The organism is Janthinobacterium sp. Mn2066, assembly GCF_049319705.1.
Taxonomy (GTDB): Bacteria; Pseudomonadota; Gammaproteobacteria; order Burkholderiales; family Burkholderiaceae_D; genus Janthinobacterium.
On sequence record NZ_JBMOUF010000013.1, the window covers coordinates 68,414 to 84,322 of the forward strand.

General features: G+C 63.3%; 10 protein-coding genes. 9 read left to right on the forward strand and 1 reads right to left on the reverse strand.

The annotated features are described in order from the left end of the window. Position 1: 1 nt before the first annotated feature. From kdsB to ACL9RI_RS23145, 4 genes are all read left to right on the forward strand, one after another. Positions 2-760, forward strand: coding sequence for a 3-deoxy-manno-octulosonate cytidylyltransferase (kdsB, locus tag ACL9RI_RS23130; RefSeq protein WP_422728829.1), 759 nt, complete (start codon positions 2-4; stop codon positions 758-760). A 316-nt stretch (positions 761-1,076) separates the two neighbouring features. Further along, on the forward strand, positions 1,077-1,733 hold the full coding sequence (gene adk / locus ACL9RI_RS23135) for an adenylate kinase (RefSeq protein WP_422728830.1): 657 nt from the start codon (positions 1,077-1,079) through the stop codon (positions 1,731-1,733). A gap of 181 nt (positions 1,734-1,914) precedes the next feature. Further along, on the forward strand, positions 1,915-4,041 hold the full coding sequence (locus tag ACL9RI_RS23140; protein WP_422728831.1) for a sodium-translocating pyrophosphatase: 2,127 nt from the start codon (positions 1,915-1,917) through the stop codon (positions 4,039-4,041). Positions 4,042-4,219: 178 nt separating this feature from the next. Next, a complete protein-coding gene (locus ACL9RI_RS23145; protein WP_422728832.1) occupies positions 4,220-4,684 on the forward strand; it encodes a hypothetical protein in 465 nt (154 codons plus the stop codon). A gap of 18 nt (positions 4,685-4,702) precedes the next feature. Here the strand turns inward: ACL9RI_RS23145 and ACL9RI_RS23150 are convergent, their stop codons facing one another. Further along, positions 4,703-6,769, reverse strand: coding sequence for a TonB-dependent receptor domain-containing protein (locus ACL9RI_RS23150; protein ID WP_422728833.1), 2,067 nt, complete (start codon positions 6,767-6,769; stop codon positions 4,703-4,705). 284 nt (positions 6,770-7,053) lie between these two features. Here ACL9RI_RS23150 and ACL9RI_RS23155 point away from each other — a divergent pair, with 284 nt between their 5' ends. From ACL9RI_RS23155 to ACL9RI_RS23175, 5 genes are all read left to right on the forward strand, one after another. After that, a complete protein-coding gene (locus tag ACL9RI_RS23155) occupies positions 7,054-7,515 on the forward strand; it encodes a hypothetical protein (RefSeq protein WP_422728834.1) in 462 nt (153 codons plus the stop codon). A gap of 80 nt (positions 7,516-7,595) precedes the next feature. Beyond that, a complete protein-coding gene (locus ACL9RI_RS23160) occupies positions 7,596-8,354 on the forward strand; it encodes a 3-hydroxyacyl-CoA dehydrogenase (RefSeq protein ID WP_422728835.1) in 759 nt (252 codons plus the stop codon). Positions 8,355-8,577: 223 nt separating this feature from the next. Next, positions 8,578-10,353 carry a gamma-glutamyltransferase gene (gene ggt / locus ACL9RI_RS23165; RefSeq protein ID WP_422728836.1) on the forward strand — a complete coding sequence of 592 codons (1,776 nt, stop codon included), beginning with the start codon at positions 8,578-8,580 and terminating at the stop codon, positions 10,351-10,353. Between the two features lie 41 nt (positions 10,354-10,394). Continuing rightward, the gene (locus ACL9RI_RS23170; RefSeq protein WP_422728837.1) at positions 10,395-11,564 is read left to right on the forward strand and encodes a patatin-like phospholipase family protein; all 1,170 of its coding nucleotides are present in this window, start codon (positions 10,395-10,397) and stop codon (positions 11,562-11,564) included. 80 nt (positions 11,565-11,644) lie between these two features. Next, positions 11,645-15,871: a two-component regulator propeller domain-containing protein gene (locus ACL9RI_RS23175; protein ID WP_422728838.1), complete on the forward strand. Its 4,227-nt coding sequence runs from the start codon at positions 11,645-11,647 to the stop codon at positions 15,869-15,871. Positions 15,872-15,909: the final 38 nt, after the last annotated feature.

A 15,909-nucleotide genomic window follows, 5' to 3' on the forward strand; every position in this document is an offset into this window, starting at 1 on the left:
GATGCCGTTCATCGTCATCATCCCGGCACGCCTGGCTTCCACGCGCCTGCCCAACAAGCCGCTGGCTGACCTCGGCGGCAAGCCGATGGTGGTGCGCGTGGCCGAGCAGGCTGCCCTGTCGGGCGCCTCGCGCGTGATCGTCGCCACCGACCATGAAGACATCCGCGCCGCCTGCGCCGCGCACGGCGTGGAAGTGTGCCTGACGCGTGCCGACCATCCCTCGGGCACGGACCGCATCGCCGAAGTGGCGCGCACCCTGGGCCTGGCCGACGACGCCGTGGTGGTCAACCTGCAGGGCGACGAGCCGCTGATCGACCCATCGCTGCTGGCCGCCTGCGCCGCGCAGATCGGCGTGCACGTGCCGATGGCCACCTGCGCCCATCCGCTGCATGACGCGGCCGACGCCTTCAACCCGAACGTGGTCAAGGTGGTGCTGGACAAGGCGGGCCGCGCGCTGTATTTCTCGCGCGCCACGATTCCCTGGCACCGCGATGGTTTTGCTCAGTCGAAAGACAGCTTGCCGGCTGGCTACGTGCCGCTGCGCCATATCGGCTTGTATGCCTATAGCAATGCTTTCTTGCAAGCCTATCCTGGCCTGTCTGTCTCGCCGCTGGAAAGCATCGAGGCGCTGGAACAGCTGCGCGTGCTGTGGCATGGGTATGCGATTGCCGTGCATGTGACCGATTCGGCCCCGGCCGCCGGCGTGGATACGCCGCAAGATTTAGCCAGAGTGCAAGCGCACTATCGCCACGGCGCCTGAGAAAACGACCATGGCTGCGTTGCACTGCCTTGCCGTACTCATCGTACTGCCTGCGGCAATGCGCCTTGCCCTGTCCGTTTTTCAGGCACCGTGAGTGCGTGAGGCAAAGACTATCTGCGCCTGCAACAAAAACCACAATTCGAAACGCCCGGTGCGATAAAAGCTGGCTTCGATCAATCTGCTCATAGCAAATTGATAGCAAACTGGCGTTCCGGTGAATTTTTGTGGTAAGTTTCGTAGGGAAAGATAGTCATTGCAACACCATCTAAAAATAATTACATAGATCCCATCCAAAATCTGCTTTTTAGGAAACTTCATGCGTTTGATACTGTTAGGAGCACCCGGTGCCGGTAAGGGCACCCAGGCTAATTTCATTAAAGAAAAATACAATATTCCCCAAATCTCCACGGGCGACATGCTGCGCGCGGCGATCAAGGAAGGCACCGAACTGGGCCTGGCCGCGAAAAAGGTCATGGACCTGGGCGGCCTGGTGTCGGACGACATCATGATCGGCCTGGTCAAGAACCGCCTGCAGGACGCCGATTGCGCCAATGGCTACCTGTTCGACGGCTTCCCGCGCACCATCGCGCAAGCGGACGCCATGAAAGACGCCGGCATCGATGTCGACTACGTGCTGGAAATCGACGTGCCTGACGCCTCGATCATCGAGCGCATGGATGGCCGCCGCAGCCACCCCGGTTCGGGCCGCGTGTACCACACCAAATTCAATCCGCCCAAGGTCGACGGCATCGACGACGTCACCGGCGAGCCGCTGATCCAGCGCGACGACGACAAGGCGGAAACGGTCAAGAAACGCCTGGACGTGTACCACAACCAGACCAAGGTCTTGCTCGACTACTACAATAACTGGGCCCAGTCCGGCCTGCCAGGCGCACCGAAATACCGCCGCATCGCCGGCGTCGGTCCGGTGGAACAAATTCGCGACAGCGCATTTGCCGCCCTGGCACAATAAATCAAGGAAAAGCGGACCCCAGTGTCCGCTTTTTTTGCGCCTGCTTTTCACGGGCCCTGTCATTCTTTTTCGTAGTTGAAGTTTTTTGCAGTGCGTGTTTTCCTGGTTGCGCGTGCCGGTCCTGTGGCGGTACGGTCTGCAATCTTTGGCAATGACGTCGATAAAAACAGAAGGAGACGATATGGCAGCCAGTCTGTGGTTTGCAGTAGTGTGCGGCGTGGTCGCAGTCCTATATGGTTTGGTGTCGCGCAGCTGGATCCTGCGACAGGATCCCGGCAATGCGCGCATGCAGGAAATCGCGCTGGCCATCCAGCAGGGCGCAGCTGCCTACCTGGCGCGCCAGTACCGCACCATCGCCATCGTCGGCGTGGTGCTGCTGATCGCCATCTACGCCTTGCTGGGCCTGCATACGGCGCTGGGCTTTCTGATTGGCGCCGTACTGTCGGGCGCCTGCGGCTTCATCGGCATGAATGTGTCCGTGCGGGCCAATGTGCGCACAGCCCAGGCGGCCACCCTGGGCATCAATCAGGCGCTCAACGTGGCCTTCAAGGGCGGCGCGATTACCGGCATGCTGGTGGTCGGCCTGGGCCTGTTGGGCGTGACCCTGTTTTACTGGCTGCTGGTGAGCACGGGCGCGCCGGGCCTGACCCAGCATGACTTGATCAAGCCGCTGATCGGCCTGGCTTTCGGCGCCTCGCTCATTTCCATCTTCGCCCGGCTCGGCGGCGGCATCTTCACCAAGGGCGCCGACGTGGGGGCCGACCTGGTGGGCAAGGTCGAGGCGGGCATCCCCGAAGACGATCCGCGCAACCCGGCCGTCATCGCCGACAACGTGGGCGACAACGTGGGCGACTGCGCCGGCATGGCGGCCGACCTGTTTGAAACCTATGTGGTGACCCTGATCGCCACCATGCTGCTGGGCGCCTTGCTGCTGGCCGACGCCAGCACCACCGCCATCATTTATCCGCTGCTGCTGGGAGCCGTGTCGATACTCGCCTCCATCGTCGGCTGCTCGATGGTGAAAACCAGACCGGGCGCGAAAATCATGTCGGCCCTGTACACGGGGCTGTGGTGGGCGGCCGGCCTGTCGCTGATCGGCTTTGCCATCGTTACCTGGCTGCTGTGGCCGGACGAGGCCATGCGCTACAAGATGATGGGTTCCACCGTGGTCGGCATCGTGCTCACGGGCCTGATGGTGTATATCACCGAATACTACACGGGCACCGACTTCAAGCCCGTGCGCCATATCGCCGAAGCATCGACCACGGGCCACGGCACCAATATCATCGCCGGCCTGGGCGTATCGATGAAGTCCACCGCCTATCCGGTGCTGGCCGTCTGCGTGGCGATCCTGGTGTCGTACCAGCTGGGCGGCCTGTACGGGATCGCGATTGCCGCCACCTCGATGCTGTCGATGGCCGGCATTATCGTGGCGCTGGACGCCTATGGCCCCATCACCGATAACGCGGGCGGCATCGCCGAGATGTCGGGCTTGCCCGATTCCGTGCGGGCGATTACCGATCCGCTCGACGCCGTCGGCAATACCACCAAGGCGGTGACCAAGGGCTATGCCATCGGTTCGGCCGGCCTGGCCGCGCTGGTGCTGTTTGCCGACTACACGCACGCCCTGGAATCGGTGGGCCAGCACATTACCTTCGACTTGTCGAACCCGATGGTGATCGTCGGCCTGTTCATCGGCGGCCTGATCCCCTACCTGTTCGGCGCCATGGCGATGGAAGCGGTGGGTCGCGCGGCCGGCGCCGTGGTGGTGGAGGTGCGGCGCCAGTTCCGCGACATCAAGGGCATCATGGAAGGCACGGCCAGGCCCGAATACGACAAGGCAGTCGACATGCTGACGGCGTCGGCCATCCGCGAAATGATCGTCCCCTCGCTGTTGCCGGTAGTCGTGCCCATCGTGGTCGGCATGCTGCTGGGGCCGGCGGCCCTGGGCGGCTTGCTGATGGGCACCATCGTCACGGGCCTGTTCGTGGCCATTTCCATGACCACCGGCGGCGGCGCCTGGGACAATGCCAAGAAATACATCGAGGATGGCCATTTCGGCGGCAAGGGGTCCGAGGCGCACAAGGCGGCCGTGACGGGCGACACGGTGGGCGATCCGTACAAGGACACGGCCGGCCCCGCCGTCAATCCGCTCATCAAGATCATCAATATCGTGGCCTTGCTGCTGGTGCCGCTGCTGCCGGCCACGGGCTGGCTGGCAGTCGCCACGCCGGCGCCCGTGCACGCGACGGTGCCGCCGATCCTGACGCCAGCTACGCCACCGGCGCCGATCACGCCGCCACAGTAATGGTGTTTCAGCCAGATGCCCCGGAAACGGGGCATTTTTTATGGCCCAAAGAGTTGTCTTTTATCTATATGCGTTGCGTATAAAAGGTGAGCAATTGTTACGGTTCCTTTCATATATGGACTTGTCTGCCAATAATGAACCATGCCTGTTGATCAGGCTGACCAAGGCAGGAGAAATCATGAACACGCAACTGGGTAGTATCAAACGGCGTAGCGCGCTGGCGCTACTGGTGCTGGCCTGCGCCGCTTTGGCGGGCAATGCGGCTGCTGCGCCTGGCGGCCATGGGGGCGGTTTCCATGGCGGCGGCTTTCACGGCGGCTACCATGGGGGGTACCATGGGGGGTACCACGGCGGCGGCTATTACCATGGCGGCGGCCATGTCGGCGTCTGGCTCGGTGCGCCGTGGGGCTACGGCTATGGGCCAGGCTGGTATGGCGACCCCTGGTACACCTATCCGTACACCGGCACCATCGTGGTGCAGCAACAACCGCCCGTGTACGTGGAACAGGGCGGCACGCAGATCGCGCCGGCATCCTACTACTGCGACAATCCGCAAGGGTATTATCCCGACGTGAAAAGCTGCAGCGTGCCCTGGCGGCAAGTGGCGCCCACGAATGCCGCGCCCGGCAGCGTAGCGCCCTGATACGCCGCCGTAATATCGTTAAAACCGCGATGTCAGGCCGACAAACATGCGCCGGCCTGGCACATAGTATTCAACCAGGCCATCGTTGGCTGGGCCTTTCCTGAACAGGTTTTCCACCCCGCCGCGCACCGTCCAGTATGGCGTGATCTTGTACGAAACGACCGTATCGACGATGGTATAGGCCTTGTTGGGCGGACGCCGTTTCGAGCTGCGGCTGTCGGCGTCGAGTTCCCTGCCCGTGTACTGGGCCGATACTTCCGCAAACAATTGATCCGTGGCTTGCCACCCCAGCGCCGAGTACAGCGAGACTTTTGGCGTGGCCAGCAGGTTGGTGCCCAGGGTCAAGTTTTTTGCTTCCGCCATATACGTCAGGTTGTTGCGCCAGTTCAAGTGCTTGCTTAAAGGAATCGTCAACGTGCCTTCCAGGCCGCTGGTGCGGGCCTTCTGGATATTCGTCATGCGGGTCCACCATTTATTCTGGTAAAAACCCAGCGGCGCATAATCGATCTTGTTCTTGAAATCCGTATGGAAATAGGTCAAACCCGCATCCCAGCCATTTTTTTCATAGGCGATGCCGATTTCGGCCGCCGTGCTGGTTTCCGGTTTCAGGTCGGGATTGCCGGCCATGAAGCATTCGCCGCGGATATAGCCGAGCGGATACAGGCTGGTGCAGCCGCGCCCGCCAGAATTGGTGGCGGACGCCGGCGAATTTTCCTTCAGGCTGGGGGCGCGGAAGCCTTGCGAGATACCGCCCTTGACGGTCCATGCGGGCGCCGGGTGGTACACCAGGTACAGGCGCGGGCTGTGGTGGTTGCCGAACTTGCCGTGGTGGTCCAGGCGCCAGCCGATGGTAGCCGTCAGGTTGTCGCGCAGGAACAACTGGTCTTCCGCGAACAGGGCCGAGGTGGTGCCCGACAAGCTGGCGCCGCTGACCGGGTTGCCCAGGTAATCGGTCGGCACCGTGCCGATGGTGTCGGTATTGGTCAGCTCTTCATGCTTCCATTGGCCGCCCAGTACCAGCAATTGCTCGACGCCCCAGCCCAGGCGTTTTTCCAGGGTTGCGTCCAGCGTATTGTCCTTCGACTTGGCCACCGTGCCCGGATACTGGTTGTCGTAATCGTTGTGGTACAGATTGACACGGGTCTTGCCGACATCCCAGCGGCCTTCATAGCCGATGGCGGCGCTCTTGCGTATCAGCTTGCTCGCGCCCCAGGCGCCGAACAGCGGGTAGCCCTCGGCATCCTGGGTCGAGGAATCGCTGGCTTCCTGGCGGCCGTAGCTGGCGTCAAAAGACAGGCTGTGCTTGCTGTTCAAGGCCCAGTTCAATTGCCCCGTGATGCTTTGATTGCGTTCGCCGCCGATGCCGCCTGCCTTGCCGATGACTTTTTCATCGGGATTCTGCCGCGATTGCGCGATGCCGACCCGCATGCCGACCGCGTCCGACAGCGGGCCGGCGATATTCAGGCCCAGCTGGTGCGCCGTGCCGCGGCCGCTGTCTTGCGGCTGCGTGTAATTGGCCGTGGCCGAACCATTCCATTTGCCGGGCACCTTGCGCGTGATGATATTGATCACGCCGCCCATGGCGTCCGAACCGTACAGCGACGACATGGGGCCGCGCACCACTTCGATGCGTTCGATCATGTCCGGCGAAATCCAGTTCAAGTCCTGGCGGCCCAGGTCCGGGCGGTACGAGGTGTCGGCCGAACTGCCGACGCGCTTGCCATCGACCAGGATCAAGGTGTATTTGTCGGGCAGGCCGCGCAGCTTGATCTTCGATTCATCGCCGACCGGGCTGGTGCCGCCCGTCACGCCAGGGATGCGGCGCAGCAAGGTGTTCAAGTCATACACGGGCTGGCGTTCGATTTCTTCGCGCGTGATGACGCTGATGCTGGCCGGCGCATCCTTGATGTCGATGGCCGTGCCGGAAGCGGTCACGACCACCGTGCTCATGGTGACGTCGTTATGGGCGGGATGGTCTTCGGCCCAGGCCTGGCTGACGGCCAGGGACAGCAAACAGGGCAGGAGGAGGGCGGTACGGCGTGTGGCGTTGCTGCGTGCGGCAAAAGCGGAACTGCGCTTGGTCATGTTGGGCTTCCCGGAAGATGGTGAAATCCTGGCTGCCTTCCGGGTGGCTGGGGATATATATATGTTGTGATGGCGCGTTTGTATCAAATGAGAATAAGAATCGTTCTTATTGTAATGCCATCCTGGCAAGAAAGAAAGTGTCGTCTGAAAATAAAACACTGTTACCGCCTGCTTTGCTGCCTGTGCATGCGGCACGCCACCGTAAAACGTGAGAAATTGTTACCGCTGCTAGGTTCTGGCGCCCCATGTGCCAATAATGAAGGCAGACGTTTTCTGGAGCTGTCATGAAGCTAGCCTTGTCCCGTTTTTGCCAGTCCGCCCTGGCCATGCTGATGCTGTGTGCCGCTGTTGCCGGTGGCCGCGCGATGGCGCAGGAACAGCCGGCGGCAGAAGCGCAAGCTTCAGCCGCACAGGACTTGCCCGTCTGCCGGCTCGACCCGCATGACAGCAGCAAGCTGGCCGTCGAACCCTGTCGTCCGGCGCCACCGGTCGGCCACCGCCGCGCGGTGGCGCAAGTGATCGGCCGCATGCCTTCCGTGCAGATGGCGCCGCCCGTGGTGCACTTTCAAACCATGCCGCCGGGATCAAGCGCGGCCGTTTCCAGGCCATTGGTGCCCGTCGGCGCCTGCGATGTGGGCGGTTGCCGTGATGCATCTGGCGCGCGCTACAACGGCGCGGGCAACAGCACGCTCGATGCCAACGGACGCATCTGTCAAAGGAATGGCGCTTTTATCCAGTGCTTCTGATGTAAAATTGGTGTGAGCATGACGTTTACGTAAACGTCAATGGAGTGCCAACATAGGCCATCACCACATCAGGAGACTAGATGCAGATTCAGGATCAGGTATTCATTATCACGGGCGGCGCTTCGGGACTGGGCGCGGCGACGGCGCGCATGCTGGCGGGCGCGGGCGGCAAGGTCGTGCTGGCCGACGTGCAGGTCGAGGCGGGCCAGGCGCTGGCCCTTGAGCTGGGCGGCGTGTTCGTCAAGTGCGACGTGACCTCGGAAGACGATGGCAAGGCGGTGGTGGCCGCCGCCGTGGCGCTGGGCACCTTGCGCGGCCTGGTCAATTGCGCCGGCGTGGCACCAGCCGTGAAAACCGTGGGCAAGGATGGTCCGCACCCCCTGGAACTGTTCCAGCGCGTGGTCAACATCAACCTGGTTGGCACCTTCAATATGTGCCGCCTGGCGGCTGACGCCATGGGCAAGACGGACGCCACGGCCGAAGGCGAGCGCGGCATCATCGTCAATACGGCCTCGGTCGCCGCTTTTGACGGCCAGATCGGCCAGGCTGCGTATGCCTCGTCGAAGGCTGCCGTGGCCGGCTTGACCCTGCCGATGGCGCGCGACCTGTCGCGCAGCGGCATCCGCGTGATGACGATCGCGCCCGGCATTTTCGAAACGCCGATGTTGCTGGGCATGCCGGCCGAAGTGCAGGATGCGCTGGGCAAGATGGTGCCGTTCCCTTCGCGCCTGGGCAAGCCGGGCGAGTACGCGCAACTGGTGAAAGCCATCGTGGAAAACGTCATGCTGAATGGCGAAACCATCCGCCTTGACGGCGCAATCCGCATGCAACCTAAGTAAAAGCGCCGGAGAAACGTCCAGGACGTTGTTGCAGGGCCTCTCCGTACTATTCGTACTATTCGTACTATTCGTACTATTCGTACTGTCTTCGACCCTGCGCCTAGTCCTGAACATTTCCCGGCACTTTGATCGCTACTGCAGGCATTAGTTGATTTAAGGTAGGATACCTCTGTATCTGGCGCACAGCCGTGGTCGGCTGTGCGCTTTTTTTATCGGAGAATCCATGATCAGAATGCAGTCGCTGGCGTTGAGCCTGAGCTTGCTGGGGGCCCTGGCCGCCAGTCCCGCCTTTGCCGAAGTCCCTCAAAAGGCGCCGGAAATCGGCACCGCCTATGTGGAAAAGGCCGGCTGGTCGGCACAGAAATTCATGGTCGCCGCCGCCAATCCGCTGGCGGCCGACGCCGGCTACCAGATGCTCAAGAAAGGTGGCAGCGCGATTGACGCGGCAATTGCCACGCAGCTGGTGCTGACCCTGGTCGAGCCGCAATCGTCGGGCATCGGCGGCGGTTCGTTCATGTTGTATTCGACCAACAAAGGCGTGCAGGCGTTTGACGGGCGCGAAACCGCCCCGGCCGCTGCCGATGAGCACTTGTTCCAGCATCCGGACGGCACGCCGCTGTCGCGCAACGCGGCCATCATCGGCGGTCGGTCGGTCGGTGCGCCCGGCGTGCTGCGCATGCTGGAACTGGCGCACAAGGAACACGGCAAGCTGGCCTGGGCCACCCTGTTCGCACCGGCGATCAAGCTGGCGCAAAACGGTTTTCCCGTTTCCCAGCGTTTGAATGGCTTGCTGGCCTGGGACCAGGCCCTGAAGCGCGACCCGGTCGCCGCCGCCTACTTTTATGACAAGGATGGCAAGGCCTGGCCGGTCGGCCATATCCTGAAGAACCCGGAACTGGCGCGCACCCTGCGTGAAATCGCCCGCGGCGGCGCCGACGCCTTTTACAAGGGCCGCATCGCGCGCGACATCGCCGCCAAGGTGGCTGCCCATCCGACCAATCCCGGCAAGCTGACGGCGGCAGACATCGCCGGCTACCAGGCCAGGGAACGCGATCCGGTCTGCAGCGACTACAAGGCCTGGACCGTGTGCGGCATGCCGCCGCCATCGTCGGGCGGGATTGCGATTGCGCAAATGCTGGGCATCCTGGAAGTCAAGGATATCAGCCCGTATCCACCGGTCGATGGCGTGCTCGATCCGAAAGCCATCCATCTGTTCTCGGAAGCAGGGCGCCTGGCGTACGCGGACCGCGACCGCTACGTGGCCGATACCGACTTCATCCCGCTGCCGGGCAAGGGCGTGCCGGCCATGCTCGATAAAACCTACCTGGCGCAGCGCGCGTCCCTGATCGGCGACAAGTCGATGGGCAAGGCCTTGCCGGGCACGCCGCCCGGCATGCAGGTGGCCTGGGGCCTGGACAATGCGCTGCAGCGTCCATCGACCTCGCACCTGGTGGCGGTCGACCCCTTCGGCGGCGGCCTGTCGATGACCACCAGCGTGGAAGACGCGTTTGGTTCGCGCCAGATGGTCGACGGCTTCCTGCTCAATAACCAGCTGACCGACTTCTCGTTCGATTCGCAGAATGCCGACGGCCCGATCGCCAACCGGGTGCAGGGCGGCAAGCGCCCGCGCAGCGCCATGTCGCCGACCCTGGTGTTTGAAAAGGGCACCCATAAACTGGTGCTGGCCACCGGTTCGCCGGGCGGCTCGTCCATCATCAACTACGTGGCCAAGGTGCTGGTCGGCACCATGGACTGGGGCTTGAACGTGCAGCAGGCGATCAGCCTGCCGAACTTCGGCAGCCGCAATGGTCCGACCGAACTGGAAACGGGCCGCGCGCCGGACGCCCAGATTGCCGCCCTGAAAGCCATGGGCCACGACGTGCGGGTGATCGAGCAAAACTCTGGCCTGCAAGGCATCATGCGCCTGAACGCGCATGGCCACGACTTCTGGTTTGGCGGCGCCGATCCACGGCGTGAAGGCATGGTGAGAGGCGACTAAACTTTTCCACAAAGCATCAAGACCCATGCTAATCTGCCGGCATGGGAATGGAAAATAAAACCGGCTTGATATTGACGGGGGGCGGCGCGCGCGCTGCCTACCAGGTGGGGGTGCTGCAGGCGATTTCGGCGATCTTGTGGGAAGCGGGCTGGCCGCCGGCGCGCAATCCCTTCGATATCATTTGCGGTACCTCGGCCGGCGCCATCAACGCCACGGCGCTCGCTTGCCGGGCCGATAATTTCGGCGAAGGCGTGCAAAAACTGCTCGACGTCTGGCAGCATATCGAGGTCGAGCAAGTCTACCGGGCCGACTCGCTGGGCGTGCTGCGCTCGGGCGCGCGCTGGCTGTCGCTGCTGTCGTTTGGCTGGCTGCTGCGCAAGTGGCATGCCGCGCCGCCCAATTCCCTGCTCGACAATACCCCGCTGGTCAGCCTGCTGCACCGCATGCTGGACTTGCCGCGCCTGGATGCGGCCCTGGCCGATGGCTTGCTGCATGCGCTGGCCGTCACGGCGTCTTCGTATTCGGGCAGCCGCCACATGACGTTTTACCAGACGGCGGCCGAGATCGCGCCGTGGGTGCGCACCCAGCGGCTGGCGCTGCAGGACCAGATCGGCGTCGAGCATTTGCTGGCGTCGGCGGCGATACCGTTCATCTTTCCGGCCGTGCCCCTGTATGTGGGCGGCCAGCGCGAATACTGCGGCGATGGCTCGATGCGCCAGCTGGCGCCGATTTCCCCGGCGATCCACCTGGGCGCCAACAAGGTGCTGGTGGTGGGCGCCGGGCGCATGACGGAGCCGGCCCCCGGCCCCGGCGACGGGGCGCGCTACCCGAGCCTGGCGCAAATCGCGGGCCATGCGCTGTCGTCGATCTTCCTCGATGGCCTGGCGGTCGATATCGAGCGCCTGAACCGTATCAACCTGACCTTGTCGATGCTGCCGCCCGAATTGCTGGGCAAGACGGCCCTGAAACCGGTGGAATTGCTGGTGATTGCGCCCTCCGAGCGGCTCGACGCCATCGCCAGCCGGCATATCGGCAGTTTGCCCCGTCCGATCCGTACCATGTTGTCGGGAATTGGGGCTGCCGAAGCCCGTGGTGCGGCTTTGGCCTCGTATTTATTGTTCGAATCGACATATACTAACGAGCTGATCCGTCTTGGACAGCGCGATACGCAAGCCCGCAAGGACGATGTACTGGCGTTTTTTGGTTCCTGAGACGGGCTTTCGGCTTTTTTTCGCGTTTTTTAGACAGGACGACTGTGCTGGGATTTCGACGTGCTTGCGATGTGCTATGGATGTTGTGTCTGCTATGGGGCGCTTGCGCCCAGGCCGCGCCTGCGCGCAGCCTGCGTTTCGATCAGCTCAGCGTCGAGAACGGCCTGGCGCAGGAATCGGTGCTGTCCATCGCGCAGGACCCGCAAGGCTTCATGTGGTTTGGCGGCCAGTCCGGCCTGAGCCGTTATGACGGCTACCGGGTCGTCGTCTATAAGAATATCGAAGGCGACAGCAGCAGCCTGGCCGACAACTGGATCGGCGTGCTGCATGTCGATAGCCAGGGCCAGCTCTGGGTCGGCACCGACAATGGCCTCGACCGTTTCGATTCCGTCAGCCAGACCTTCATCCATTATGTGCAGCCGGGCACCAGCAAGCGTGGCAATGGCAACCGCCATGTGCACGCCATCGTCGAAGATGGCGCGCGCGGCTTCTGGATCGCCACGTCCGATGGCTTGCAGCACTTCGATCCCGCCACTGGCGCCTTTCGCAGCTGGCATCACGACGACAATGACCCGTACAGCCTGGGCGATAATGAAATCAAGGCGCTGGCGCTCGATGCGCAGGGGCGTTTGTGGATAGGCACGGTGACCGGCCTGGATATGCTGGCGCCCGGCAGCGAGCGTTTCGAGCATTACACCATCGACGCGCTGCCGACCTCGAAATTCAATGTGATCCAGTCGCTGCTGGTCGACAAGCAGCAGAATCTGTGGATCGGCACCATGGCCGGGGCCGAGCGCTGGCGCCTGGGGCCGGCCGGCCAGGCGCCGCTGGCGCGCCTGCGCCTGGGCGAAAAACAGGGTTTCAATGCGATCCGCATCTCCAGCCTGTACCAGGATGTCGATGCGACCGTCTGGATCGGCAGCAATGCCGATGGCTTGCTGCGCTGGCTGCCCGAGAACGACACCTTTTTGCAGTTCCGGCACCAGACGGGCGACAAGTTCAGCATCGCCGACAATCAGGTGGCCTCCTTGTTCCGCGACCGCGCAGGCAGTTTCTGGACCGGCACCTGGTATAACGGCGTAAGCCGGGTGGACCTGGGCAGCGGCGGCTTTTCGCGCATGGTGCGCGCCGCCGACGATACGGCCGCCCTGGCGGACAAGAAGGTGCGCGCGCTGGCCGATGCGGGCGCCGGCAAGCTGTGGCTGGCCACCAGCAGCGGCTTGAAGCTGTACGACACGCGCGACGGCGCCACCCAGGTGTTCGACATGCGCACCACGCCGGGCATGTCGCGCGACGAGCAGGTCTCGGCCCTGTACCGGGCGCCGGATGGCGTGCTGTGGGTGGGGGGGCGCACCGGCTTGCACCGCTTCGACCTGGCCACGCGGCGCTTTTCCACCACGCGCTTTGCGGTGGGCGATCCGAACAGCGACACCATCCGCAATATCGCCGGCGACCGCAGCGGCATGCTGTGGGTCTCGTCGCGCGGCGGCCTGCACCGCTTCGACCCCGTCAGCAAGCAGTTCACCACCTTCCGCCACGATCCCGCCAATCCGGATAGCCTGTCCGACAATATGGTGCGGCCGGTGCTGGAAGACCGCAAGGGCCGGCTGTGGATCGGCACTTTCCATGGCCTCGACCTGCTGGACCGGGCAACCGGCCGCTTCACCCATTTCCGCCATGACGCGGCAGATCCGCAAAGCCTCAGCCACGATGAGGTGCATTTCCTGCACGAAGACAAGCGCGGCGTGCTGTGGGTGGGCACGGCCAATGGCTTGAACCGCATGGATGTCGATAGCAAGGGGCAGATCCGCTTCCGCCGCTACCTGCGCAAGGATGGCATGGCCGACGACGCCGTCGCCAGCATCCTGGAAGACGATGAAGAGCAGCTGTGGCTCAGCACCAACAGCGGCATTACCCGCCTCGACATGCGCAGCGGCCAGTTCCGCAACTATGACAGCGCCGATGGCACGGTCGAGGGTTCCTACTTCGATGGCGCGGGCTTGCGCGCCGCCGACGGCACCATGTATTTCGGCGGCTTCAACGGCATGACGGCGTTTGCGCCCAGGGATATCCACGACAACCGCGTGCCGCCGCTGGTGGCCATCACCGAGCTGCAGATCTTTAACAAGCCCGTGGCGATCGGCCGCGGCGAGTTTGCGCACGTGCTGGGCACGGCCATCAACCATAGCCGCAGCCTGGTGCTGACGTCGCGCGAGAGCGTGTTCTCGCTGGAATTCGCGGCCCTGCATTTTGCCGCCCCGCAACGCAACATGTTTGCCTACCGGCTGGAAGGCTTTGACCAGGACTGGGTCATGACGGATGCCGGGCGGCGCTTCGCCACCTACACCAATCTCGATCCGGGCGAATATGTGTTCCGCGTCAAGGCGGCCAACAAGGATGGCGTGTGGAATGAAAGCGGCGCCACCCTGAATATCACCATCTTGCCGCCGTTCTGGAAAACCTGGTGGTTCCGCAGCCTGATGGCCTTGCTGGGACTGGGCCTGGTGTACGGCGTGTACTGGCAGCGCATGCTGATTTTGCGGCGCCAGCAAAGCAAGCTGGAGCGGCAGGTGACCGAACGCACGGCCGAGGTATCGCAAAAGAATGACGAATTGCGCAGCAAGGAAATCGAAGTGCGGGCCCAGTCGCACGAGCTGGCGCTGGCCAACAGCAGCCTGAAGAAAAACGAGGAAAGCTTGCGCCAGGCCAAGCGCAAGGCCGAGGATGCGACGCGCCAGAAATCGGAATTCCTGGCCAATATGAGCCACGAGATGCGCACCCCGCTGGCCGGCGTGATCGGCATGCTGGGCTTTGCCTTGCGCGACCAGCAGTTGCACGCCTCGACGCGCGAGCAAATCCTGCGCGGCCAGGCCAATGCCGAATCCTTGCTGGCCATCATCAACGACTTGCTGGACTTTTCCAAGATCGAAGCGGGCAAGCTGAGTATCGAAAACATCGATTTTGCGCTGGGGGCGGCGATGGAAAACGTGGTCAGCCTGTTTGAAGAGCAGGCGGCCGCGCGCAGCATCGGTTTTTCCATCGACTTTGCGCCCGACTTGCCGCCTTTCGTGGTGGGCGACCCCAGCCGCTTGCGCCAGGTGCTGGTCAACCTGGTCGGCAATGCCTTCAAGTTTACCCAGCATGGCGGCGTCAGCGTGCGGGTGGAGCGCGCCGGCGTGGCGCCCGGCCAGGCGCATGCCCAGCTTAACCTGATACGCTTCATCGTCAGCGACAGCGGCATCGGCATCGACGCCGATGCGATGGCGCGGCTGTTCCAGAAATTCGAACAGGCCGACGCCAGCACCACGCGCCGCTATGGCGGCACCGGGCTGGGCCTGGCGATCTGCCGCCAGCTGGTGGAACTGATGGGCGGAACCATCACCGCTTCCAGCGTGCAGGGGCAAGGCAGCACGTTCACCTTCATCCTGCCGCTGGCCGATGGCGTGGCGCCGCCGCTGGTGCCGCAGGTAACGCTGGCGCCGCACAGCCACCAGCTGCACGTCTTGTGCGCCGAGGATTTCCCGACCAACCAGATCATCATCCGCGTCATGCTGGAAGACCTGGGGCACCGCGTCGACGTGGTAGCCAACGGCACCCTGGCGGTGGCCGCCTGCGCGCAGACGCGCTATGACCTGGTGCTGATGGATGGACGCATGCCCGAGATGGATGGCGCCACGGCAACCCGCCTGATCCGCGCCGGCGGTGCGCCGGAGCAGCCCGTGCATGACCCGCAAGTGATGATCGTGGCGCTGACGGCCAACGCCAGCGAAGAAGACCGCAAGCGTTATCTGGGCGCCGGCATGGACGATTTCCTCAGCAAGCCGATCGACGAGGTGGCGCTGCATTTCCTGCTCGAGCGCGCCATCGAACGCCAGCTCGCGTGCGGCCACGCCTTGCCGCGCATGTCCTTCGTTGCGCAGCGCAGCGCGCCGCAAGGGCAGGCCGAACTCGACGTGCTGTTTGGCGTGGCCCCCGAGACCGCATCGCCGCAGGCTGGCCGTGGCCTGGACCTGAAGCGCCGTATCCGCGCCGCCTTCGTGGCCGACCTGTCGGGCCGGCTGCGTGAACTCGATGCAGCGATGGCGGCGCAGAACAAGGAAGCGGCCGGCCGTTTGCTGCATGGCCTGAAGGGCAGCGCCGCCTATCTCGATGAAGCCGAACTGCATGGTTTGTGCACGCAGCTGGAAGAAGCGGCCGATAGCGGCCTATGGCAGCAGGTCGGCGTGCACCTGCCGCGTTTGCATGCGCTGCTGGCGGAAATCGCCGCCTCTGTCGACGAAGTGCAAAATATACAAGATTATCCATAAGAATCCGCCGGAAAGCCGTTAAAATACGCTCAAACAGA

Excerpts from the sequence above, each read along its gene's own strand:
- ACL9RI_RS23170 (WP_422728837.1), top strand. The coding sequence starts at position 10,395 with ATGGGAATGGAAAATAAAACCGGCTTGATATTGACGGGGGGCGGCGCG.
- ACL9RI_RS23175 (WP_422728838.1), top strand. The coding sequence starts at position 11,645 with ATGTTGTGTCTGCTATGGGGCGCTTGCGCCCAGGCCGCGCCTGCGCGC.
- ACL9RI_RS23150 (WP_422728833.1), bottom strand. The coding sequence starts at position 6,769 with ATGACCAAGCGCAGTTCCGCTTTTGCCGCACGCAGCAACGCCACACGC.
- ACL9RI_RS23160 (WP_422728835.1), top strand. The coding sequence starts at position 7,596 with ATGCAGATTCAGGATCAGGTATTCATTATCACGGGCGGCGCTTCGGGA.
- adk (WP_422728830.1), top strand. The coding sequence starts at position 1,077 with ATGCGTTTGATACTGTTAGGAGCACCCGGTGCCGGTAAGGGCACCCAG.
- ACL9RI_RS23145 (WP_422728832.1), top strand. The coding sequence starts at position 4,220 with ATGAACACGCAACTGGGTAGTATCAAACGGCGTAGCGCGCTGGCGCTA.
- ACL9RI_RS23140 (WP_422728831.1), top strand. The coding sequence starts at position 1,915 with ATGGCAGCCAGTCTGTGGTTTGCAGTAGTGTGCGGCGTGGTCGCAGTC.
- ggt (WP_422728836.1), top strand. The coding sequence starts at position 8,578 with ATGATCAGAATGCAGTCGCTGGCGTTGAGCCTGAGCTTGCTGGGGGCC.
- kdsB (WP_422728829.1), top strand. The coding sequence starts at position 2 with ATGCCGTTCATCGTCATCATCCCGGCACGCCTGGCTTCCACGCGCCTG.
- ACL9RI_RS23155 (WP_422728834.1), top strand. The coding sequence starts at position 7,054 with ATGAAGCTAGCCTTGTCCCGTTTTTGCCAGTCCGCCCTGGCCATGCTG.